This window comes from Vibrio sp. TBV020 (assembly GCF_046056895.1).
Taxonomy (GTDB): domain Bacteria; phylum Pseudomonadota; class Gammaproteobacteria; order Enterobacterales; family Vibrionaceae; genus Vibrio.
In genome coordinates, this window is sequence record NZ_JBEEAQ010000001.1 from 1,441,923 (window position 1) to 1,465,189 (window position 23,267).

24 protein-coding genes are annotated in these 23,267 nt (G+C 43.5%); 11 read left to right on the forward strand and 13 right to left on the reverse strand.

The genetic code is table 11. The annotated features are described in order from the left end of the window. The first annotated feature begins 33 nt into the window (after window positions 1-33). On the forward strand, window positions 34-1,719 hold the full coding sequence (locus tag AAFX28_RS06215; RefSeq protein ID WP_408686599.1) for a methyl-accepting chemotaxis protein: 1,686 nt from the start codon (window positions 34-36) through the stop codon (window positions 1,717-1,719). Between the two features lie 60 nt (window positions 1,720-1,779). Here the strand turns inward: AAFX28_RS06215 and ppsA are convergent, their stop codons facing one another. Beyond that, a complete protein-coding gene (gene ppsA, locus AAFX28_RS06220) occupies window positions 1,780-4,149 on the reverse strand; it encodes a phosphoenolpyruvate synthase (protein ID WP_408686600.1) in 2,370 nt (789 codons plus the stop codon). Between the two features lie 174 nt (window positions 4,150-4,323). Here ppsA and AAFX28_RS06225 point away from each other — a divergent pair, with 174 nt between their 5' ends. Then, window positions 4,324-5,157, forward strand: coding sequence for a pyruvate, water dikinase regulatory protein (locus tag AAFX28_RS06225; protein ID WP_408686601.1), 834 nt, complete (start codon window positions 4,324-4,326; stop codon window positions 5,155-5,157). Window positions 5,158-5,231: 74 nt separating this feature from the next. Here the strand turns inward: AAFX28_RS06225 and AAFX28_RS06230 are convergent, their stop codons facing one another. From AAFX28_RS06230 to AAFX28_RS06255, 6 genes are read right to left on the reverse strand one after another with little or no spacing between them, the layout of a single operon-like run. Then, entirely contained in the window at window positions 5,232-6,014 is a 783-nt protein-coding gene (locus tag AAFX28_RS06230) for a heme ABC transporter ATP-binding protein (RefSeq protein WP_408686602.1), read from the reverse strand. Next, window positions 6,014-7,051: a FecCD family ABC transporter permease gene (locus AAFX28_RS06235; RefSeq protein WP_408686603.1), complete on the reverse strand. Its 1,038-nt coding sequence runs from the start codon at window positions 7,049-7,051 to the stop codon at window positions 6,014-6,016. The genes AAFX28_RS06230 and AAFX28_RS06235 overlap by 1 nt, the downstream gene beginning before the upstream one ends. Window positions 7,052-7,063: 12 nt before the next feature. Further along, entirely contained in the window at window positions 7,064-7,909 is an 846-nt protein-coding gene (locus tag AAFX28_RS06240) for a hemin ABC transporter substrate-binding protein (RefSeq protein ID WP_408686604.1), read from the reverse strand. Between the two features lie 11 nt (window positions 7,910-7,920). Next, a complete protein-coding gene (locus tag AAFX28_RS06245; RefSeq protein ID WP_408686605.1) occupies window positions 7,921-8,334 on the reverse strand; it encodes an ExbD/TolR family protein in 414 nt (137 codons plus the stop codon). Then, window positions 8,331-9,017 carry a MotA/TolQ/ExbB proton channel family protein gene (locus AAFX28_RS06250; RefSeq protein ID WP_408686606.1) on the reverse strand — a complete coding sequence of 229 codons (687 nt, stop codon included), beginning with the start codon at window positions 9,015-9,017 and terminating at the stop codon, window positions 8,331-8,333. The genes AAFX28_RS06245 and AAFX28_RS06250 overlap by 4 nt, the downstream gene beginning before the upstream one ends. Continuing rightward, complete coding sequence (locus AAFX28_RS06255) at window positions 9,017-9,784, reverse strand: TonB family protein (RefSeq protein ID WP_408686607.1); 768 nt, start codon at window positions 9,782-9,784, stop codon at window positions 9,017-9,019. Before AAFX28_RS06255 ends, AAFX28_RS06250 begins: the two co-directional genes overlap by 1 nt. A 172-nt stretch (window positions 9,785-9,956) precedes the next feature. Here AAFX28_RS06255 and hutW point away from each other — a divergent pair, with 172 nt between their 5' ends. From hutW to AAFX28_RS06275, 4 genes are all read left to right on the forward strand, one after another. Further along, window positions 9,957-11,327: a heme anaerobic degradation radical SAM methyltransferase ChuW/HutW gene (gene hutW / locus AAFX28_RS06260; RefSeq protein WP_408686608.1), complete on the forward strand. Its 1,371-nt coding sequence runs from the start codon at window positions 9,957-9,959 to the stop codon at window positions 11,325-11,327. A gap of 12 nt (window positions 11,328-11,339) precedes the next feature. Next, a complete protein-coding gene (gene hutX / locus AAFX28_RS06265; RefSeq protein WP_408686827.1) occupies window positions 11,340-11,843 on the forward strand; it encodes a heme utilization cystosolic carrier protein HutX in 504 nt (167 codons plus the stop codon). 37 nt (window positions 11,844-11,880) lie between these two features. Further along, window positions 11,881-12,411 carry a heme utilization protein HutZ gene (hutZ, locus tag AAFX28_RS06270; RefSeq protein WP_408686609.1) on the forward strand — a complete coding sequence of 177 codons (531 nt, stop codon included), beginning with the start codon at window positions 11,881-11,883 and terminating at the stop codon, window positions 12,409-12,411. Between the two features lie 109 nt (window positions 12,412-12,520). Then, window positions 12,521-13,042 (forward strand): ATP:cob(I)alamin adenosyltransferase, encoded by a 522-nt coding sequence (locus AAFX28_RS06275; RefSeq protein ID WP_408686610.1) that lies wholly within the window; start codon window positions 12,521-12,523, stop codon window positions 13,040-13,042. A 65-nt stretch (window positions 13,043-13,107) separates the two neighbouring features. Here the strand turns inward: AAFX28_RS06275 and AAFX28_RS06280 are convergent, their stop codons facing one another. Then, window positions 13,108-13,659, reverse strand: a complete 552-nt coding sequence (locus tag AAFX28_RS06280; RefSeq protein WP_408686611.1) for a DUF924 family protein — start codon at window positions 13,657-13,659, stop codon at window positions 13,108-13,110. After that, window positions 13,656-15,095 (reverse strand): PLP-dependent aminotransferase family protein, encoded by a 1,440-nt coding sequence (locus tag AAFX28_RS06285; RefSeq protein ID WP_408686612.1) that lies wholly within the window; start codon window positions 15,093-15,095, stop codon window positions 13,656-13,658. The genes AAFX28_RS06280 and AAFX28_RS06285 overlap by 4 nt, the downstream gene beginning before the upstream one ends. Window positions 15,096-15,194: 99 nt before the next feature. Here AAFX28_RS06285 and AAFX28_RS06290 point away from each other — a divergent pair, with 99 nt between their 5' ends. From AAFX28_RS06290 to AAFX28_RS06300, 3 genes are all read left to right on the forward strand, one after another. Next, a complete protein-coding gene (locus AAFX28_RS06290) occupies window positions 15,195-16,085 on the forward strand; it encodes a DMT family transporter (RefSeq protein ID WP_408686613.1) in 891 nt (296 codons plus the stop codon). A gap of 79 nt (window positions 16,086-16,164) precedes the next feature. Beyond that, a complete protein-coding gene (locus AAFX28_RS06295; RefSeq protein ID WP_408686614.1) occupies window positions 16,165-16,452 on the forward strand; it encodes a hypothetical protein in 288 nt (95 codons plus the stop codon). 110 nt (window positions 16,453-16,562) lie between these two features. Next, window positions 16,563-17,306, forward strand: coding sequence for a substrate-binding periplasmic protein (locus tag AAFX28_RS06300; RefSeq protein ID WP_408686828.1), 744 nt, complete (start codon window positions 16,563-16,565; stop codon window positions 17,304-17,306). Window positions 17,307-17,388: 82 nt separating this feature from the next. Here AAFX28_RS06300 and AAFX28_RS06305 read toward each other — a convergent pair whose 3' ends face one another. After that, window positions 17,389-17,937, reverse strand: a complete 549-nt coding sequence (locus AAFX28_RS06305) for a hypothetical protein (RefSeq protein WP_408686615.1) — start codon at window positions 17,935-17,937, stop codon at window positions 17,389-17,391. Between the two features lie 271 nt (window positions 17,938-18,208). Next, on the reverse strand, window positions 18,209-19,036 hold the full coding sequence (nadE, locus tag AAFX28_RS06310; RefSeq protein ID WP_408686616.1) for an ammonia-dependent NAD(+) synthetase: 828 nt from the start codon (window positions 19,034-19,036) through the stop codon (window positions 18,209-18,211). Window positions 19,037-19,222: 186 nt separating this feature from the next. Here nadE and AAFX28_RS06315 point away from each other — a divergent pair, with 186 nt between their 5' ends. Both AAFX28_RS06315 and AAFX28_RS06320 read left to right on the forward strand, forming a co-directional pair. Then, window positions 19,223-19,735 carry a nicotinate-nicotinamide nucleotide adenylyltransferase gene (locus AAFX28_RS06315; RefSeq protein WP_408686617.1) on the forward strand — a complete coding sequence of 171 codons (513 nt, stop codon included), beginning with the start codon at window positions 19,223-19,225 and terminating at the stop codon, window positions 19,733-19,735. A gap of 32 nt (window positions 19,736-19,767) precedes the next feature. Next, the gene (locus tag AAFX28_RS06320; RefSeq protein WP_408686618.1) at window positions 19,768-20,250 is read left to right on the forward strand and encodes a hypothetical protein; all 483 of its coding nucleotides are present in this window, start codon (window positions 19,768-19,770) and stop codon (window positions 20,248-20,250) included. A gap of 30 nt (window positions 20,251-20,280) precedes the next feature. On the opposite strand, the gene AAFX28_RS06325 is transcribed toward AAFX28_RS06320, so the two are convergent. Both AAFX28_RS06325 and AAFX28_RS06330 read right to left on the reverse strand, forming a co-directional pair. After that, on the reverse strand, window positions 20,281-22,131 hold the full coding sequence (locus AAFX28_RS06325; RefSeq protein ID WP_408686619.1) for a putative bifunctional diguanylate cyclase/phosphodiesterase: 1,851 nt from the start codon (window positions 22,129-22,131) through the stop codon (window positions 20,281-20,283). A 141-nt stretch (window positions 22,132-22,272) separates the two neighbouring features. Further along, window positions 22,273-23,154 carry a LysR family transcriptional regulator gene (locus AAFX28_RS06330; RefSeq protein ID WP_408686620.1) on the reverse strand — a complete coding sequence of 294 codons (882 nt, stop codon included), beginning with the start codon at window positions 23,152-23,154 and terminating at the stop codon, window positions 22,273-22,275. Between the last annotated feature and the right edge of the window lie 113 nt (window positions 23,155-23,267).

Below are 23,267 nucleotides of genomic sequence, written 5' to 3' on the forward strand. Positions count from 1 at the left end.
CGGTATGGTATTCCTTAAAGTTATAGAGAGCCAATGATGAATCGACTGCCAATGAAGCAGAAACTTCTTCTCACAGCCATAATGCCTATGGTTATTGTCACGCTAGCAACTTTAGCTATCGTCATTAATTCACAATGGAAAATTGTTGAGAAAGAAGTTAAAGACTACCAGCAAGTACTGACCCAAGAGCGGAAACAGAACATTAAAGATGCAGCAACGATTACCACTGCAATCTTGGAAGACATTGTTGATCGTTTGGGCACTGGGGAAGATGCGAAGAAAGCGGCACGTAGCGCATTGAGCAAATCTCGCTTTTCAAATGGTAGTGGTTACTTCTTTGTTTTCGATAGTGGTATGTACTATGTTGTTCATAGCCTAAAGCCACAAGTTGAGGGTACTTCTGGTCGTGAACTAACAGATCCTAATGGAGTGAAAATTACATTAGGCCTCCAGGAACAAGCTCGTTCAGGTGGTGGCTTTATTGAATATGTTTACGATAAGCCAGGTGCTTCAAGCCCTCAGCCAAAGATAGCTTATTCTTCGCCAATCGGTAATACAGGGTGGTTCGTTGGTACGGGCCTCTACACTGATGATATTCTGGCTGAAACAGAAAGATACCAAGCTCAAGCGATTGAACAACTTTATAGCCAAATTAAAGCCGTTGTATTTACAGCGCTTGCCGTTTTAGTCCTAGCGACATTGGTCATGACATACTTGGCATCTAAAATGGTAATTCCAATTAATAATATGCTAGAAACGTTCAAGGATATTGCAACGGGTGAAGGCGATTTAACTCACAGAGTTGATGTGGATGGCAAAGATGAAATTGCACAATTAGGCCAAGCGTTCAATCAGTTTATCTCAAAGCTGCATAGCATTATTTCTGACGTATCCGTTGCTACTAATCAAGTATCAAGCGCAGCTGGTGTGATTAATCAACAAACGGATCAAATCACACATCAGCTAAATGAACATAATCATGAAACTGAGCAAGTGGTTACAGCGGTTACTGAAATGAGCTCTACAGCGAATGAAGTTGCGCAGAATGCAGGTCAGGTGGCAACAGCAACCAATGATGCGTACGCCGATGCTCAGTCAGCACAAACGTTGGTAAATGACTCTACTCGCTCTATTGGCTCTCTTGAGAGTAATGTCCAGCAAACCAGTGAACACATTAGCTCTTTGTATGACCAATCGAAGAAGATTGATGGTGTTCTCGAAGTCATTGGTGGAATAGCCGAACAGACCAATTTGTTGGCGTTAAACGCGGCAATTGAAGCTGCCCGTGCTGGTGAACAAGGACGAGGGTTTGCCGTGGTCGCTGATGAAGTTCGTAACTTAGCGAGTCGTACACAAGGTAGCACGTTGGAAATCAAAACCATGCTTGATGAACTGCACCAACTTGTTAGCCAAGCAGTATCTTCGATGAACAGTAGCCAAATGACTTGTGGTGAAGTAGTCAGCTCATCGAATGATATTTCAACAGGGCTGAATGCGGTGACTATGGCGGTGGAAAGCATCAATAGTATGACCGATCATATTGCTACAGCAGCGACGGAGCAAAGCTCTGTGACTGAAGAAATTAATCGAAACTTAGTAGCGATTCGAGACATTGTCTCTTCATTGCTAGACTCTAGCCATCAATCTAGCCAAGTAGCTGGAGAACTAGAACAAGCGGGTGAACAACTTAATCGCCTAGTTGGGCAGTTTAAGCTATAAGTGATACTGATAATGAAAAGGCGACCATTACGGTCGCCTTTTTGCGTTTTAGTGCCTAGTTTACTGACTGACTTTACCCAGTTTCAACCAAGTATCGATTACCGTATCAGGGTTAAGCGATACCGAGCTAATACCTTGAGCCATTAACCATTCAGCTAGGTCATCGTGATCCGATGGGCCTTGACCACAGATACCGACATACTTTCCTGCTTTAGTTGCTGCATCAATGGCCATCTGAAGCATCGCTTTAACAGCAGGGTTACGCTCATCAAATAGGTGTGCGACATCGCCTGAGTCTCGGTCTAAACCTAGAGTCAACTGAGTCATATCGTTTGAACCGATTGAGAACCCATCAAAATACTTCAAGAACTCGTCAGCAAGTACTGCGTTCGATGGCAGTTCACACATCATGATGACTTTTAGACCTTGATCGCCACGGCGGAGGTCGAACTTAGCCAGCAAGTCGATAACGGATGCCGCTTCACTCGGAGTACGAACAAATGGAATCATGATTTCAACGTTCTTCAGTCCCATCTCATTACGAACACGTTTGATTGCTTGTGTTTCAAGCTCAAAGCAGTCTTCAAATACAGGAGAGATGTAGCGAGACGCGCCACGGAAGCCAAGCATTGGGTTTTCTTCGTGAGGTTCGAACGCTCGACCGCCAACAAGGTTGCTGTATTCGTTAGACTTAAAGTCTGACATACGAACAATCACGCGCTTTGGCCAGAAAGCAGAGGCGATAGTCGCAATACCTTCGGTAAGTTTACTCACGTAGAAATCGATTGGATCTTTGTAACCACGAATACGTTGGCTTATCTCTGCTTTAAGCTCGTCACTTTGCTCATCAAAGTTCAACAGCGCTTTCGGGTGAATACCAATCATCTTGTTGATGATGAATTCAAGACGAGCCAGACCAACCCCTTCATTTGGAATTTGTGCAAAGTCGAATGCACGGTCAGGGTTACCAACGTTCATCATTACCTTAGTTGGTAGCATAGGAAGCTCATCAACCGAAGAACGCTTGATCTCAAACTCTAACTCACCTTGGTAAACGTAACCTGTTTCACCTTCTGCACATGAGACGGTCACGACTGCGCCGTCTTGAAGGTTGTTTGTTGCTGTACCACAACCAACAATAGCAGGAATACCTAGTTCACGAGCAATGATCGCCGCATGACAAGTACGACCGCCGCGGTTGGTAACGATCGCAGAAGCTTTCTTCATCACTGGTTCCCAATCAGGGTCTGTCATGTCAGTGACAAGAACGTCGCCTTCTTGAACCAGAGACATTTGGTCTAATGAATCAACCAAACGTACGGTACCCGAGCCGATACGCTGACCGATAGCACGGCCTTCAATAAGAACATCCGCTTTGTTGTTCAGTTCGTAACGTTCAATGACGTTCTGCTCACTTTGAGAACAAACCGTTTCAGGGCGAGCCTGAACAATGTATAGCTTGCCATCAATACCATCTTTAGCCCATTCAATGTCCATAGGACGTTGGTAGTGCTTTTCGATGATCATTGCTTGTTTCGCTAGCTCTTTGATCTCTTCATCATTTAGAGAGAACTCATTTTGCTCTTGTGAAGAGGTATCGATGATATCAACCTGTTTGCCAATTTCTTGGTTGGTTGAGTAGATCATCTTGATTAGTTTTGAACCAAAGGTCTTTTTAACGATTGGGTACTGACCGGCTTCTAGCATTGGTTTGTGTACATAGAACTCATCTGGGTTAACAGCGCCTTGTACCACCATTTCACCCAAGCCCCAAGAAGAGGTGATGAATACCACTTGGTCAAACCCAGACTCAGTATCTAGCGTGAACATAACGCCTGATGATGCTTTATCTGAACGCACCATACGCTGGATACCCGCAGACAGAGAAATACCACGGTGGTCGAAACCTTGGTGAACTCGATATGAGATAGCACGATCGTTAAATAGAGACGCGTAAACATGCTTAGTCGCTTCCAATACGGCATCAATACCTTTCACATTGAGGAAAGTTTCTTGTTGGCCGGCAAATGAAGCGTCAGGCAAGTCTTCCGCAGTAGCAGATGAACGGACCGCGACAGAAAGTTCATCGTTGCCACCGATAAGTTCTTGGTAGTTTTCTCGAATATCCTGCTCTAAATCGGCAGGGAATGGGGCTTCTAAAACCCATTGACGGATTGTTGCGCCTGTCTTACGCAGAGCTTCAACATCGTCAACATCTAGCTCATCTAGGAGTTGATGAATGCGATCATCAAGGCCTTCGTAATCTAGAAATTGGTTAAATGCATGGGATGTGGTTGCAAAACCATTAGGTACGGATACGCCAGCATTGGACAGGTTAGAAACCATTTCGCCCAAAGAAGCATTCTTACCGCCGACTTTGTCGACATCATCCATGGATAAACCATCGAACCAGAGGGTGTTCTTTTGCATGTCTTTCTCCAGAAACATTGCAGCTTTGTAGGGGAGTGGCAAACGATTACGTAAAAGCTCAAAAAAATTCACAATGAATTTCTAAAGCTGTGGGGGCCGTAACAGCAAGCCGGGTTTTATTATCGATATTATGGCTACTATCCTACTCAAAAGAATTTTAAAGTTTAAAAAAAAATGCAAATTGATATTCAAAGTCGTGATGTGTTCTATGTTTCTGATGGAACGGCGATAACATGTGAGACGTTAGGGCACGTTGTTCTGGGTCAATTCCCATTTAAAGCTAATGAAAAAACCTTTCCGTTTGTTGAAAGTGAAGACAAATTAACTGATTTGCTCAAAGAGGTTGAAACTTCCTACCAAAGAAATGGCATTAAGCCGCTTGTTTTCTTTTCAATCGTCATTCCAGAGTTTCGACAAAAGATTTTGGACTCAAACTCCTATGGATATGATGTGTTAGAAAGTGTTGTGCAAAAGGTTCAGGATGATATTCAGATGGAACCGAAGCCGAAGCTGCAACGTTCTCGTAGCGTAGGTAGAGATTCTGATAAGTATTTTGATCGTATTGCGGCGATTGAATACACCTTAGCGCATGATGATGGCATTACCTTAAAAGGGTTAGAGGAGGCTGACATTATTTTGCTTGGTGTTTCTCGTAGTGGAAAAACACCTACGAGCCTCTATATGGCAATGCAATTTGGACTCCGAGTGGTGAATTACCCATTTATCGATGATGATTTGGCTCGAATGAAACTCTTGCCAGAGTTCGAAATCCATCGTCATAAGTTATTTGGTCTCACTATCAACCCTGAACGGCTGACAGAGATTCGTGAAAATCGACTTGCGGGTAGTGATTATGCGAGCAACGAACAATGCTTGCATGAATTGCAAACGGTGGAAGCTTTATTCCGTCGTGAAGCGATTCCTTATATCAATACCTCATCGCTATCGGTTGAAGAGATTTCTACACGTGTTTTAGAGCGTACTGGTTTACGTAGGCGTTTATTGTAAATCGAGTAGGAATATAAAAAGCGGGCTCAATCTGATGATTGAGCCCGCTGTGATTTTCTTAAGATAAATTTAGTCTATGCCGCTGGATAGATGACTGGAAAGTCCATTTGTGGATGTTTATCAATAATGGAACGATAACCGTAAACTTCCTCAACCATCTGAGATGTTAGAGCATCCCATGGCGAGCCATCAGCAACGAGTTTTCCTTGGTGAAGAACAACTAAGCGATCCGAGTATTGTGATGCTAAGTTTAGATCATGCAACACAACTACCACCGCAGTATTAAACTCATCAGCAAGCTGGCGAGCAATTTTTAATGTATTGTGCTGGTGGGCAAGATCTAACGCGGAAGTCGGCTCATCTAGCATCAATATTTTCTTATCGTCTGCTTGGTCGAGTTGAACAAGCACACGGGCAAGATGTAGACGCTGCTTTTCGCCACCAGAAAGAGACGGATAAAGTCGATCACTGAGGTGAGTGACCTCTGTCATGGCCATGTATTTATCAGCTAGTTCTTGAGCTTGCTTATTAGGCACATTTAATGGAATCGCACCAAGTTCAACGACTTCACGAGCTAGGAACGGAAAACTGAGCGTGCTGTGTTGCGGAAGCATGCCTAAGTGTTTTGCAAGTTCAGCAGGTGACCATTGCTCACGTGGTTGCTCAAAGTAGCGGATATCGCAGCGTGAAGAAACCTCGCCACACAGGAGTTTGAGTAAAGTACTCTTACCCGCGCCATTTGGTCCCAGCAATGTCGTCACTTCGCCTGCACGAATATCGATGTTGATATTATCAAGAATGGTACGTTTACCAAACTTCATGGAAATATTCTTACCTGAAAGAACAACCTTATTCATCAGATGATTTTCCCTTTTTGCTTAAACAGTAGGTAGATGAAGAATGGTGCACCAATCAGTGCGGTCACAATACCAACTGGCAGCTCTGCAGGTGCGACAGCGACACGAGAGAACATATCTGCAAACGTAAGGAGTAATGCTCCCATTAGTGCGGATATCGGTAGCAGTGTACGGTGGTCTGGCCCAGATAGCATGCGACCTAAATGAGGGATAACTAAACCAATAAAGCCAATCATACCCGATACACTAACAGTGACGCCCACACCAACGGCGGTAAGTAAAATCAGCTGGCGTTTTAGACGCTGAACCGGAATACCTAAGTGGCTAGCTTCAGCTTCACCAAGGAGTAGGGCATTTAGCGCCATTGCTTTTCTAACGAATACAAACATCAATCCAATCAAGGTGACCGTGCATAGAATAATGCTTGTCCAATTAGCTCCTGCAAGTGAACCCATAGACCAAAGGGAAAGGTCGCGAAGCATTTGGTCATCGGCTATAAAGTTCATAAAGCCGATACCAGCTCCTGAAAGTGCACTAATTGCGACTCCGGCCAATAGCATAATCGTGACCGACGTTCCCATTTTGCTCGTACCTAACTTATAAACCAGCACCGTTGTTAGTGCACCGCCAAGAAATGCAAATACTGGGACCGCAGCGAAGTTCATAAACTCTGGGTATTGAGAGCTGAGGTCGGCAAAAAGAACGATAGCGAGCGCTGCACCTAAAGATGCGCCAGCAGACACACCAATAATGCCAGGTTCTGCCAACGGATTGCGAAATAGTCCCTGCATGACTGTGCCGCATATCGCGAGAATAGCTCCAACTAACATACATAGTATCGTACGAGGGAAGCGGATTTCATGAATCACAAGGTTAATGTGAGGCGCTAATTGATCAGAGCGAAATACTAAGCTCTGAACACTGTCCCAAAAGCCGATATTCATTGGGCCAACAGTTATTGACCCAATGGTAGTAACCAGTAAAGCAGCACCAAAGATCGTGACAACAAAGGGCAATGGAAGCCGACGTAAAAGCATATGTTTGTCTCGTTACTTCAGAAGTTCGCTTAGGCGTTCAGCTTCTGACAAGCTTTTTAGGCCTAGCCCACCAACTAATGCATGACCATTAACCATAATAAACTGTTTGTTTTGACCCGCAGGTGTTGCCGCAAGTAAAGGTAGTTTTTTGAGGATTTCGTCTGCACCACCGAGTTTTTTATAGCTACGACCACTTACTAAAATGACATCAGGCTGCATCTCTACAATCGCTTCATTTGAAAGAGGTTTGTACGAGTTCAGCTGATCGGCTGCTGGGTTAATACCTCCAGCGAGTTCGATGATAGCGTTAGGTGTCGTGTCACTACCCGCAACATTGGCAGGGCGGCCTTCGTGAATGAGTAAGAAAAGCACTTTCTTCGCGGTTTTTTGACTCGCTTTGTTCTTCTCTAGGTTATTAATTTGGTTAGATACCTGCTCTTTAAGGGCTTTAGCACTCGTTTGTGAGTCAGTCAGTTCCGCAATTTCATCAATACGTTCAAGCAACCCTTCAGGTGTAGATTTTGTATTGACGATGTTTACTTCAACACCCGCAGAACGAAGCTGATCGAGTGTTGTCTGTGGACCCATTTCATCCGAGCCGATCAGACGATCAGCCCCTAAAGCCAGTAGCCCCTCAGCAGAAAGGCGGCGATGGTAGCCGACTTTCGGTAGTTTCTTATCTGTAGGTAGTTCACTTGTTACGTCGACGGCTACCAGTTTGTCTTGCTGTTCTAGAGCAAAGATGAGTTCGGTGACAGCGCTGCCTGCACTAATAATACGTTCGCTAGCCAAAGAGGACGTTGCGAAGATAGAAAGTGAGAGGGCTGTAAGCGTGGTGAAGAAAGTTTTCTTATTCATATTTGACTCTATTATTTAGATTCTTCCGTGAGGAGCTGAGTGGCTTGAATACCGTTTTCTTGTAAGAAGGCAAGAAGCTTCACCAAATGTTGAACATCGGCGGTTTTATCTGCGCCAATAACGATAGGTCTTTGGTGAGAGCGGTGCTCTTCGAGTAAAGCAATCTTAAAATTGTCCCAGTCGATGTATTCTTTTCCATCAATCGCCCAGTAAGGTTCTGAGTCAAGGATATTGATCGTCAAGGACTTGGTATCGACTTCTGAAACCGCATTTGAATCAGCAGCAGGAAGATCCACTTCAAGTGAGTCTAGTTTTACAGCCGCGGTTAACATCAAAAACACCATCACAATGAAAATTATATCTAGAAGAGGAGTGAGGTCTGGTGTTAAACCAAATCGATTCTCTTCCTGTTTTACCTTAATCATGAGGTGGCCTCTAAAGAGGTGTTATTGTCTGTCTTACGGTCAGGAGATACGTGCTGAAGGCTGATACCTTCAAGCCATAAATTGGCATAGTTTAGAGTGTGTTCTAGCTTTGCCATTACCTTGTCGGCCCATAACCCTAGTAACTGAGCACCCGCGATGGCTGGTAAAGCGATGAGAAGGCCAGCAGCAGTAGTACGCATAGCGAGACCTAGGCCATCAGCAAGATCGTTAGGGGTTATGTTGCCAGTTGATGTAGCAACACCTTTGAACATTTCAATCAAACCTAAGACTGTTCCAAGTAGGCCAATTAAAGGGCTAATCACACCGATCAGAGTCAGCAAGCGTAAACCAGAATTGAGCTGGTGGCGTTTCTCTTGAAGCCAAATGCCGGCAGCATCTTCTCGCAGTGTTTTGGGGAACGAGTGATGGGCAAGCACCATAGCTACACCTTTGTAAAGCAATGGTCTGCGAGGTGAAAGCTCTTCTGCTAAAGCTTCAATATCACGGCTGTTTGTTGGACTAATTTTGTTGAGCTCCAAACGAATCGCTCTTTTTCCAACTCCGAGACTGATCATGACTTGAAAAAGGCGTTCTGCAATGATCATAAAAGTCAGTGCTGAACAGATTATTAATGGCCAAGCCATAAGGCCAAGCTGCTGTTGTATTTGATGTAATTGTTCCATTATCGATCCAACTTAAAACGAACTGGGATTTGCACGCGGTGAGCCATTTTTTGGCCGCCAACCGTATGAGGGGAGAATTTCCATTTTTTGATCGCATCCAGTGCAGATTTATCGAGCATGGTAGCACCTGAAGATGAGATTAATACTTGCTTAACTTGCTGGCCGTCTTCGTCTAGCCAAACTTCATACAAAGCGATACCTTCAACGCCGCGCTTACGAGCCAAGCGAGGGTACTTAGGGGCACTAGGGCGTGTTAAGAAAGATGGCTTTTGGACCATGATAGGTTGAGATGAAGCACCACGATTCACTTGTTGTGGCTGTGCTTTGGTCTCTTCTAGCGAGGGATTGGGTTGTTTCTCTTTCTTCACTACTTCTTGAACTGGTTTCTCAACCTTGTGCTCTTTACGTGGTTGAGGTGGCGTCGGCTTTTTCGGTTGAGACTTAGTGATTTTTTTCTTCCCAACAGTCTTTTTCTTCACGACGGGCTTTTTCGTCGGAGTTGGCTTTTTAACGACTTTTTTAGGCTCCGGTTTAGCAACCTTTTTTGTCGGTTCTGGAACGGGCTCTGACTTAACTACCGGTTCGCTTTCTACTGGAGTCGGTTGTGGCGGCGGAGGTGTGGCCATTGCCTTAAAGTTAATTGACACCGAAGTAGATTGTGCCCCAGCAGGCATAGCAAAAGCTTTGGGCTCTTGTGCTACAAAAAGGAACGCAGCATGGACAGCTAATGAAAGGCTACCTGCTATGGTGTATCGCTTGATGTTCACGGAGTCCTCTTTACAACTATTTGTCAATTACAAAACGGAATAGGATTATTACTCACAATACAAATAAGATCAATTATCAATTGCATTATCATTAGCGTCATCTTATGATCGTTTCCAGTTTTTGAGATTGCTGCGTGAAGCTAGAGCTGACAAGCGCTGAATGGTTTATGAAATGCTAGATATTTATAAATTTGATGAATCTATTTTGGGGGCAGATACACCTGACCCATTACGATTCGCTTTTGTGAAAAAGTCCTCCCCTCATGCTGGTGGAATGGCATCCCCTATCATGCCAGATCAAAAGGTTTCCACACTCAACGATCTATATGCAAAGGAAGTGAAAAAAGCCAATAAACGGTGCTTGTATATCCACATTCCTTTTTGCCGAGTTAGATGTACTTTTTGCAACTTTTTTCAGAACGCAGCGAGTAGAAAATTAGTTGATGACTATTTTGCAGCGCTGATGGAAGAAATTAGATTGAAAGCAGCGATGCCTTGGACTCAATCAGGGACGTTTCACGCTGTTTATATTGGTGGCGGTACTCCAACCGATCTATCACCACTGCAAGTAGAGCAACTGGGCAAAGCGATTCGACAATATTTCCCACTATCGACAGATTGTGAAATTACTTTGGAAGGGCGTATTAACCGCTTCAGTGATGAAATGTTTGAACGTGCACTAGAGGGTGGGTTTAATCGTTTTTCTTTCGGTATTCAGAGCTTTAACACTAAGGTGCGACGCAGTGCCAAACGATTAGATGATCGAGAGGTGGTGCTTGAGCGAGTAAGTGCTTTAAGCCAAACGGATCAAGCACCTATTATTCTTGATTTACTCTATGGCTTACCTTACCAAAGCTTAGAAGTCTTCGAGCAAGATCTTAACGATTACATGTCGACTGGAGCCCATGGGTTGGACCTTTATCAGTTGGTAGTCGGTGGTAATGCACCTATGCTCAATTTGGTTGAAAAGGGCCGAATTCCTGCACCTGCAAGCTCCCCAGAAAAAGCATCTATGTATGAGCTGGGTTCTGCGTTTATGAGTAAACATCATATGCGCCAGCTGAGCGTTAACCATTGGGCCAGAGATAATCGTGAACGCAGCCAATACAACTCGCTGGCTAAGACTTACGCAGAAGTATTGCCAATCGGTTGCGGAGCAGGGGGCAACATTGGTGGCTACGGCATGATGAACCATCGCACATTAGAGACCTACATGACGGCAATGAAGTCGGGTGACTCTGTCGTAGCAATGATGACTAAGCAACATGCGTTGGAACCGGTCTTTGCAGCGCTTAAGTCTGGATTCGACAAAGGTGTTGTTTCTCGTCAGTCGCTCCCAGATTTTCTAGGTTCATCAGCCTTTGACTTTTTCGCGCCATTGTTTGAGGAATGGCAGCGTAAAGGGTTGGTTATTCTCGAACCTGATTATTTATCACTTTCTCTCGCTGGTCGTTTTTGGGCGGTGAGTTTGGCGCAAGCCTGTATCCAAGTACTACAGTCAACGTATCAAGAACAAAACACGCCAGTTTCTCTGGCGGTATAAATGGAATGAATGATGGAAGCACTAAAGCAACAAGTAGCTCAACTTATTGAGCAAGAACCAAGGTTATTACCTGCCGCAATCGCTGAGCAGTTGAATGTTTCAGAGTTTGAAGCAGTGGCAGCTCTACCTGAAGAAATGGTGGCATTAGTGGGGGGTGAGCAAGCTCAGTCCATTTTAGAGAGCTTAGTGGGTTTTGGCCCTGTAACAACAATTGTTCACTCATTCGGCTCTATCTTTGAAGTGAAAGCACCATTTCCAAAAGGAAAAGTGGCGCGTGGTTACTACAACTTCATGGGGCGTGAAGGTGAGTTACATGGTCACCTTAAGCTCGACAATGTAAAGAATATTGCCCTTGTGAGTAAGCCATTCATGGGGCGTGAAAGTCATTACTTTGGCTTCTTCTGCGAGGCGGGTAATAACATTTTCAAAATCTACTTAGGCCGCAACGAAAAGCGCGAGCTGATCGAAGAACAAGTTACGACGTTCAAGCAGTGGCAACAAGAATTTAGCAAGTAATCGATATAAAATTATAAGAGAAGTCAGGAGTATTCAAATGGATCAACAAGTAAAACAAGAGCGACTGCAAGGACGTCTGGGCCCAGAGATCAAAGAGTTTCGCCAAGAACGCCGTACACTTCAGTTAGCGACAGTCGACGAAAATGGTCGCCCAAATGTTAGTTACGCACCGTATGTTCAAAATCAAGAAGGGTACTTTATCCTTATTTCTGAGATTGCTCGCCATGCGCGCAACCTTCAGGCGAACCCAAGTGTGTCAATCATGATGATTGAAGATGAAGATACATCAAAACAGCTGTTTGCTCGTAAGCGCTTAACCTTTGATGCGGTAGCTTCTGTTGTTGACCGTGATTCTGAACAGTGGCAGCAAGTTGTTGCTCAGCTATCAGAGCGTTTTGGTGAAATCATTGATGGACTAAGTCAACTTCAAGACTTTGTATTGTTCAACCTTAAACCAGAGCAAGGACTGTTTGTTAAAGGGTTTGGCCAAGCATACCAAGTCTCGGGCGATGACTTAGTTGACTTTGTGCATCTTCAAGAAGGTCATAAGAAAGTTTCTAACGCTTAATGATTGAATTCTATTTAGATTACCGTTGTTTCTATGTAATCTAATGGAGAGTAAAAGGGGCCCTGGTGGCTCCTTTATTTTTACAAGTAGTTTGATGTTAGGGATAGTGATGCGACCAGTAAGCAAAGATCACGGAGAAATCTGTTACCCATTTATCTATGAAGATAGCCCAGTGTGCGATTTTGAAATCGCAGCTGATGAGCTATGTAGCCGCATTGGTTTAGTTCTTACTCTGGAGCTAGATGAATTGAGCCGAGATATCTTGAGTCGTGTACAACCTAATGTCTATCATTTGAATGGCTCGGTACGTGGTAAAATCGCTATTGATGAAGAGCAGTTAAAAGAGCTCTACGATGATTACAATGTGCTGAGAGATAAGTTAGATGGTGGATTTCGAGGCTTTGTTCTTCCTGGTGGTCACCCGATTTCAGCAGAACTTCATTTGTGCCGAACTCAAGCTAAAAAAATAGTGCGAGCCTTGGTAGCAGTAGAACATTCAGGTAAGAAATCACCAAATCCTATCTTATTTCGCTATGCCAACTTGCTGGCTAATGTGATGTACACACTTGCTTCTTACACCAATAAGCTTCATGAAGTTAATGAAGTAGAGTTTGTGAGTCGCAGTTACTAGTATGCATACAGAAAGCGCCCACAAATAACCTTGTGAGCGCTTTGAGTATGGTGAACCAGACTTTGCTAGAAGCTAGAGCTTGGCTGAGTCAAAAACTCTACCTCTTCAGCGCTACTCTCTCTGCCTAAAATGTCATTTCGATGAGGGTAACGACCAAAGCGATCTACAATGACTTTGTGTTTGAGCTCAAACTCATAATTGTTTTCTAAGCCTGGTTTGTTAAATAGCTCAACGGCTTTCAAGTGAATGGTCCTCGATTCACTGTGCATAAATGGCATGTAGAGAAAGCTCTGCTCAATGGTACTCAATTCTTTGTCTAAGCCAAGAGCAATAGCCTCTTGTGCAAGCCCCAGCGCAAGCGGATCCTGTGAAAATGCCTTAGGTGTATTTCGGTGGATGTTACGTGAAAACTGATCGAGAACGATGATTTCTGCAAGGCGCCCTTTCGCTGAAGTACGCCAAGAAGACAGTTCACATTGAGTTGCACTGTCTAGAAGGTTGCTAAACCGAGCAACAATCGTTTGATCTACATCCTCACTACTGACAAACCAGTCCTTTGGCTCAAGTTCTTCAAACCAGAAGGTAAGAACATCAGTTTCTGATGGTAATTTGCTCATGAATTCTTCCATGTGTTACTAGAGGTTAATTGACTATGGATAAAAGAAGCCAGTTTTACAACCCCTTGTTTCCATTCGTCATTAGATAAGAAGTTCGAACAGCTAAAGCGTATACATTGACGAAACTGACCGCTGGTATCAAATATTGTTCCTGGCAAAATGTTGATGCCATAAGGTTTGGCGAGTTGATAAATCTTTTCACTATCGACCTGTACTGGCAAGGTCAGCCAAAGCAAAAATGATCCTTGTGGCAAGATAGCTTGATACTGTCCATTAAGGCTTGGGTAGCGGTTAAGGGCCGCGGTCAATTCGTGGTGGAAAAGCTTAAGATTCGATTGATAGTAACGACGCATTTTTTGCACGTGTTGGCGATATTTACCTGTTCCTAAGAAGTCCGCCACTGCTGACTGCATTAAGTTCAAGCTTCCCATACTGTCGCAGAGCAAAAACTTTTCTACTTTGGCTTGGTACCTTCCCGCAATGATCCAACCAATCCGAAGGCGAGAGTCGAGCATTTTTGAGAGCGAATTGACGTAAATGACGCGGTCATACTCATCAAGAGCTTTCAGTGGTGGTAAGCCCTTATCAAAAGCAAGAGCTCCAAAGACATCATCTTCAATAATGGGTATGGAGGGTGCCAGTTTAAGCAGTTCAATTCTTTTATCTAGCGGCATTCGCGCGCCGGTAGGATTAGTGAAGTTAGGTGTCACTAGCACAGCGCTGATATCCCACTGTTTCAAGGCTTCTTGCAATGCTTTGGGCTCTATTCCGGTTCGAGGACAACTTGGGATCTCTACCACTTTTAACCCAAGTGATTCCATTAACAACAGGTTGCCGAAGTAACAGGGGGATTCAACGGCGACGATATCTCCCGGCTTGGTGATGGCTCTTAGTGCCAAGCTAATCGCTTGTTGAGCGCCATGCGTTACAGCAATTTGACTCGGCGTGACACTGACTCCTAAATCTTGGCTAATTTTACTAAGGTGTTTGATCAGACGTTGATTACCTGGAGGCAATTGGTAGTGACTGGGTACATTTGCTTGTCGGCGGCTGTGTCGCCCGATTTCAGCATAAAGGCTCTTGATTATCGGAGTGTCGATATTCGGGTGCGCAGACCCAGTAGCTAACAGCTCTTTGTCTGAAGAATAAGTGAGGATCTCTTTACAGACCGAGAGTAAATCAACTTGATTGGGCTGAGAAGGTGACTTTAATGTTTCTTCCCGCCGATTGACACGATAACCTGACTTAGGTACAGCGTAAATAATACCTTGTGCTTCCAATTCTTGATAAGCACGAATAACGGTATTTTTACTGAGAGAAAGCGCGTCACTCAAGCCACGAATTGATGGCAATTTATCCTGGTTAACGAGCAGCCCTGAATCAATCTGATGCTTAATGTACTCTTCGACCATCAGATACTTATTATTCACGTTCATTTATCTGTACCCAACAAATATATCTAATCTGTGTCTTTTCGTATTTTCTGTGCCTATTACATTAACGGTATTACACGGAATAAAGCCAGAGGAGATTTTATGTTTATTCGCTATGTCCCATTTATTTTTGTAATTCTCTGGGCTTCTGGCTTCGTTGGTGCGAGGTATGGCTTACAGTATGCTGAGCCTGCGACGCTACTTACCATTCGAATGACTGCAAATGTCGCTTTATTCGTCGTTATTTTGTTGTGCCTTGGCCGCCGACTACCTCGTGGTATGGGGTTAGTTCATAGCGCAGTCGTTGGGGTGTTAATCCATGGCTTTTACCTCGGCGGGACTTACATGGGGATACACTTAGGAATGCCCGCGGGCCTTAGTTCGTTGCTAGTGGGCTTACAACCAATATTGACTGCAGTAGTGTTGGTTATCTGTACTCAGCATAGCTTTAAGCCGTCACAATGGTTTGGCTTAGCCCTTGGATTTATGGGGATCAGTTTAGTTCTAATGGGAAAAACTGAGTGGCAATCGGAGCAGCATCAGTTTGCTGCCATTATGATCTGTCTTTTGGCTTTATTGGGGATTACCTTTGGTACGCTTTATCAGAAGAAGTATTGTCACGATATCGATATGGTCGGCAGTGCGACAGTACAGTACTTTGCTGCAGGGTTATTGTTTTTACCTTTCGCAGCGACCTTTGAAACGATGGAAGTCCAATGGAGTATGCCATTTATACTAACGTTGATTTGGCTAGTTGTGGTTCTATCTTGTATTGCCGTTCTATTGCTCTTGTATATGGTGAAACAAGGGGCAGCTTCTAGTGTGGCTTCCGTTTTCTATTTAGTACCACCTACAACGGCAATTCAAGCTTGGATAATGTTCGGTGAGTCGTTTGATGCTTATGGCGTCGTTGGGTTTGTTTTCGCAGCGTTTGCCGTGTTCCTTGTAACCAAAGCTCCTTCATTTAGCAATCTAAAGCGTATAAAAGCGTAAATAATACACACTCATACTTTATGGGTATTGGCAAAAAGGTCGCGAGATCTATAATCCCGACCTCGCTATTTCCTGGGCTATGAAAGTGACTACTGCAAGAAAACCAGACCGAACTACAGCCATGCGTGACATCATCGAGCAAGTGAAGGCAACGCTACCTTTATATGAGCCGGAAACATTTGTTTGTGGCAGTAAAGGTAATTGTGTTGGTTGCCCTAAAAAGTTACTCGAAATGGTCGATTCAGATTTAAGCTATTGGGAGTCTGCGTTAGACCGAGGCATTGAACCGCAATTCGATGAAATACGTCGATTTGGAAAAATGTGTTCCAGTGTTAGACGAGCGTTAAGCCGTAACGGACTAATATAATTGCACTGCTCCCTTTAGAACTTGGCCAGTCTGGACTAACTTTAAGGTTAGACGGTAGCCAAGGAGGGAATCTTGTGAACCGACTAATTTCTGCACGCAAGGTAGGGGTTATACTACTCACTTACTTTGCTGTCTTTTCAACTTATAGTAGTGCTAGTAACGATCTGAGAGAGCTCTCTTTTTATACTGAAAGCTACCCTCCTGCTAATTATGTGGCCAATGATAAAATTAGTGGTTATAGCGTTGATATTTTAATGGAAGCTAGCGCGTTGGTGGGAGAGCCTATAACGCTATCGCAAATGACGTTACAACCATGGGCAAGATCGTATCGTACGGTACTCACACATAAGAACTCGATTCTATTCACCACCACTCGTTCTGCTCATCGTGAGGAATTATTTACTTGGGTTGGCCCTATCACGGATATAAAAGTGGTGGTATTGGCTCGTAAAGACGCCAATATTAAAATCAATGATCCTCTCGAAATGGCGAACTATAGAATTGGTGTTATTCGCGATGACATCGGTGAACAGAGTTTACTTTCCCTCGGCATACCAAGAGATGCCATGCAAGAGGCATCTTATGTCACTGTACTTGCTGAGCAGCTAATGAAGAAACGAATTGATCTTCTTGTCTATTCCGAAAGAGCTGCATATTGGTGGGCTCGTAAGGCAGGAGTTGACCCAGAACTGTTTGAACCTGTTTATCTTGTTAGAGAGGGCCTTGTTTATTTTGCTGTCAATCGTGATACAGACAAAGAAGTAGCCGAGAAGCTACAAAAGGGTCTAGATATGCTTAAACAAGAGGATGAAAATGGGAACAGTCGGTATCAGGAAATATTAGATAAATACTAATGGTGCTCAATACCAACCTGAACTGTAAGATAGCTAGGTTGGTATGGGAGCATCTAAACTTCTAACGCCGGTTTAAGCGCTATTAAACTTTGGCTTTTTTTACAAAGTATGGGTTATCGAACTTCTTCGGGTTACCTAACTCAGAAACCACCAGCTTATTCCACAACTGCACGTCAAATTCACTTTTAGGAATGGAAGGGTAAAGTGTTTCAACTTCTTCCATTGCGAAGCGGATAAATTGTTTTTTCTTAATTTGATTGTATTTACGAGCTACACGGTTGTGTTTCGATATCCACTCTTGTTTAAATGCAATAAGGCCAGGCTCAGCAACATCTAATGGTAAACGTGATAGATAGATACGTTTGTATGAAACCTTACGATCGAGCATTGTTCTCATCGCTGTCTGAATATACTTACCATGATTAGTAATAGATATATCTTCTCTATCGAAAAGTTGTACGCTCCAGCCACTCGGAAAGAAGTCCGGTTTACGATACTGTTTGTTTCTCACATCGATTGCTTGGTGCATGACAAGATCAGAGGTACCGTTAAAGGTCTGTTGCCATTTACCGATTCGAATCTGCACAGCAGTAGGTAATCGATAAATATTAGTAAATTTATCTTGTTCCATATTTTTATACACTAAATTAACGTCGACATACAAAGGGCGAAGAAGAATAGGCGAAAAATACGAGCCTATTTTAAAAGGGTCGAGAACTTATTATCGACACAGTGTAGTGAAAAACTGTCAGACTAGCTAGTCGGTTTGGTCAATATTTGGTAAGAGCGTGACGGCTTAGGTGTACGTTGGTCACTATTTTTAGCGAAAAGATAGCTGAAATGATAAGCGAATTTATAAGAGGCTCTATCGAATGGATAGAGCCTATATTAAGAATATAATGTTAGTCGTATATTGTAGGGATTGGCTGACGTTTGTGCTGAGTTACTTTGTAGATATGTACTAAGCGATCTGAAACCTCTTGAGAAACTTCTTTACCTTCTAGGAAGTCATCAATTTGCTCGTAGGTGAGGTTTAACGCATCTTCGTCGGCTTTTTGAGGGTCAAGCTCTTCAAGATCGGCAGTCGGCACTTTCTTAACTAATTGTTCAGGCGCGCCTAGGGTTGCAGCAAGCTCACGGACCTGACGCTTGCTCAAGCCAAACAGCGGAGCCATATCACAAGCACCATCACCAAATTTGGTGTAAAAGCCAGTAATGTTTTCTGCAGAATGGTCAGTACCAATTACCAAACCGCCCACATAACCAGCGATTTCATATTGAGCCACCATGCGAGCGCGGGCTTTTACATTACCTTTAATGAAATCAACTTTAGCGCTATCTTCAGGGAGTAGGCCTGTTCCTTCTAGCGCGATATGACTCGCCGTATGCAGTCCGTCAACACCTGCTTTGATATTGACTGATACAGAGTGAGAAGGTTGGATAAATTGAAGTGCTAGCTGCGCCTCGTCTTCATCTTTTTGTTCACCATATGGTAGGCGCACAGCAATAAACTGGTACTCACCGCTATTCTCTTCGTTTAGCTCATTAACAGCAAGCTGTGCTAAGCGTCCACATGTTGTTGAATCAACACCACCGCTGATACCAAGTACAAGAGATTTACACCCCGATTCTTGTAGTTTGCGCTTAATAAAGTCGACGCGACGGGTAATTTCAAAATGAGGGTCAATTGATGGCAAAACGCGCATCTCGTCGCGAATCAGCTGTTCCATTATGTTTCCTTCCTGCAAGCAAATTGGTTTAAAATTCGATGTCAAACTTGTGACTTTAACAGGTCTACCTCAGCTTAAGTTCTAATTCCTGAAGTGAACGTGTTAAAGTCACATCGCTATATCATACCTCAATCAACAAATTAGAAAACTGTGATCACGGTTTTCCCTAAATAGTGAAGAATAATAATGAGTAAAATCGCCGTATTTGGTAGTGCCTTTAACCCACCAAGCCTTGGGCACAAGAGTGTTATTGAGTCGCTTAGTCACTTTGATAAGGTGTTACTCCTGCCGAGTATTGCTCACGCTTGGGGAAAACAGATGCTTGATTACTCTATTCGCTGTGAACTTGTTGATGCTTTCATCGAAGACCTAGACGCCTCTAACGTTGAACGCTCCACTGTCGAAGAGGATCTTCATCGGCCAAATAGCAGCGTGACAACATATTCAGTTTTAGAGGAATTAGCGTCACGTTACCCAGGCTGCGAACTGACATTTGTGATGGGGCCAGACAATTTGTTCAACTTTTCAAAGTTTTACAAAGCAGAAGAAATTCTAGAGCGATGGTCGGTGTTAAGCTGCCCCGAAAAAGTGAAAGTCCGTAGTACGGATATTCGTAATGCCTTAATTGATAAAAAGGAAATTTCTGACCTCACAACTCCTAAAGTATGTCGCAAACTTGCCGAAAAAGAGTATTATTAAATGGTTTGATGTACGATATATAAGAGGTGTGAATGTCAAAATACGGATTGATATGGGGGACGTTATTACTGTCTTCTGTTTCAAATGCGTGTGAGATGTATGGCAGGGACTCCACTTCTCAATCGGTAATGTTAGGGCAGCAAGGTGTCTGCTTTTCAATTCTCGATGGCATTGGTTATACAGCAAAATCTATAGATTCAATTAGTGAATATATGGTTGATGACTCAACCGACTATTCTGCATATTGGTCTGAGTGGTTGCTAAACAACGACAGTAACCCGATCCTAAGTAAGAGCTTAGCTTCCAATTATATTGGTGTTGGCGTTTGGGTTCCTAGTGAACTCGAAGACCAGCTATCTAGTATGGATACTGAGCAATGGATTAAAAGCCATGGTTTGCAACTTAGCCTTGGTTTTGGCGACATGAATACGGGGCAGCCTCGCATGAGAGTCGATTACCGCTGGCATGACGAACGTGATGGCGATGTAATGATGCAGGTCGAAGTTCCATTCTAATTGTGCAATAGCAAGTGAAATGGTGTTTAGCTAACCGTTCGAAACTTGCTGTTGCTCCAATCGCTCATAACAATGACTAATCAGTTGTTCAGGTGTTTCTGGTCGAGAAAAGTAGTAACCCTGAATAAAGTTACACCCCATCGCGTATAATTTCTCTAGCGCTTCTTGGTTTTCTACGCCTTCAGCAATCAGCTTAACCTCTAACTGCTTAGCCAGTTGAACGATAAGCCATACAACGCGTTCTGCGGTTTCATTACTAAGCATATTATTGATAAAGGTCGCATCAATCTTAATGCAGTCTATTGGGTAACTGTGGATGTAATTGAGACTAGAATAGCCTGTTCCAAAATCATCAAGCGCTACGGTAAAGCCAAGCAGACGCAACTTCGTGAGAATGTTTTTAACCTCGTCCGTTTGCGACAGTAGTACGGTTTCGGTGAGCTCGATAGTGAACTCTTGTGGGGTGAAATTATAGGCCTGAATCGTACTCAATAAGTGTTGAAGATAGCGTTCTGAATTGTTGAGCTCATGAGCTGAACAGTTGATTCCGAGCTTAACTTTATGGCCTAACCCTTTCTCTAATGCGACTTTAGCTTTACAAGCTAGCTCAACAATGCGTTCGCCAAATTCTACGATTAAGCCAGACTGCTCAGCGGCTTCAATGAACTCTAGAGGTGAAATTGGCCCAAGCGCTTTACTTTGCCAGCGCGCTAAAATTTCATAGTAGTCCCAATTGCGATTGTTTCTCTCTACTATGGGCTGAGCGACTACATAAATCTCTCGATCACTTATCGATTCTTGTGCGAGTTCATTTCTTAGTGCATCAATGATTAACGCACGGCGATAGTACTGTGCACTTAGGTGGGTGTCATAGCATTGCACGTTAATGTGACGAGATTGCTTGCAGTCTTTTAGTGCCAAGCTTGAGTTAAGTATAATTTGGTCAGCGCTAACGTTAGGCCCTGCGCTTTTTGCTAGACCAATGCTAATACTAAATTTAATGTTATGAGCTGGGTCTTGATAGCCTTTTTCTAGGTTCTTAATGATGGTATGACAGACTTCAAAAGGGTCACCCGTTAAGGTGATGAAGGCAAATTCGTCTCCTGCAATTCGAAATGCTAAGTGTTTGTCTTTAATAGCGAGTTTAATCGTATTGGCAACAAACTTAATGATCTGATCCCCGATGTAATTACCGTAAAGATCATTAATGGACTTAAAATTATCAATATCGATGTAGGCCAGCGTAAAAGAGTCGATATTCATTTCATTGAGTCGTTCAATCTTATCGGATAAAAAGCTGCGATTAAGCAAACCGGTAAGGTTGTCATGAGAAACCTCGTAGCTGAGCTGATCGACTAACGTTTCTGAGCGAGCCGATAACCACTTAGCTCGGAGGTTATGAGTGACGATATTTGCGAACAATTTGTGGCTTTCTATCAATTGTTCTTGGTCCGATAAAGTTAGCTCTGTGTTGAATGTCGAAAGTAGGATACCGAGCACTTCACCGTTTTGAGCCTTCAGGGAAACAGCAATATAAGACTCAACGTTATTATCAAAGATAAATTGTTCACCAGGGTGCTTAGAGTAGGCCTGCTTTGGGCAAACGGTATAGTCTTGGTTAGATTGAGTGACAAACGCCCATGTACTCCGTGTTAAAGGAGCGGTGCAGTGATTGCGATGCAGTTTTAGGTCACTCGCAGAGGCAAGCAAAACCGATTTGGGAGTGAATTGATCGAACTCTATGACGCAGGTGCACAAAGAGTCAGTGTGTTTATGTAGCTCGTAGGTCGCTTTGTTTAGCAGTTCATGACCATCTAAGCTTAATGTCTCGCTAAGTATTCCTACACTTAGCGAATCTGATACAGAAGATGTCCTAGCCATAACGAGTAACTCACTATTATTGCGACTTATGCCACTTATTTATCGGTCGGGTTACAGTCTAAATATGGTATCGGATGCATAGATTTGCAAACTTTAATGAAAACTAATTACATCGGTTAGGTCTCTGGTAAGCATTTTCGGTTATTGCTCTTTCGATAAACGCGTCTTTAGGTAGTCAAGGAATAGCTTAGTACGGGTGTGTTGGTAATCGAGTTTCGGGTAGTAAGCATAAACAAGCGCTTCGTCCGCAGTAATGCTTGGTAGTATTCGCTTAAGTGAACCAATTCTCAGCTCTTCTTTGATCATTACATCATTGGAAAGCAATATTCCCATTCCACTTTTAGCTGCGTAGTACAAAGCCTCTGGGTTAGTGGTGGCAAAATTACCACTGAGCGAGAGCTTTTGTCCATTGGTTAGTGTGATCTCTCGTTGAGTCCTTTCGCCCCAAACGAGCATATTGTGCTGGGTTAGCTCTTTAGCTATTTGAGGCTCGCCATGTTGCGCTATGTATTCAGGTGAGGCGTAAAACCCCGCTTTGTGCTCAAAGAGTGGTGTGGCTTTAAAGCTCAAGGAGTTGAGCTGTTCTATTTCACGGCTAATAAATAGATCGAGGCTGAGCTCAGGTAATTGGCCCGGCGTGGTTGTGATCAACTGAATACGAATGTCTGGGTACATTTGCAAAAAGTCGTTGAGGTATTGAACAAGAAACTTAGATCCGACGGCGAGTGTCGCCCCGATTTTCAGCAAACCAACGGGAGTTTCAGATACTGAGCGTGTTTCATCAACGATGGATTGCCAACCATCTAGTTGTACCTTTGCCCGTTCATAGAAGAGTGCACCGGCTTCAGTTTGTGTGACAGAACGAGTAGTGCGTTTTAAAAGCTGTGCACCAATACGCTCTTCAAGCCAGTGGATGCGTTTGCTGATGGCAGAACTGGTTGTATTCAGCTTTCGAGCAGCTCCATTGAAGCTACCTTCATCAACTACACGAATATAACTCTGGACGCTTTGAATCCAATCCATAATCCTGCCTTATTATTTCTTGTTGGGAATTAATCACTTTCCATTTATCCATATTATCATTCATTGGGGAAGAATATAAACTGGATTTACTGATGTTCGAGTAAGGAGTCGCC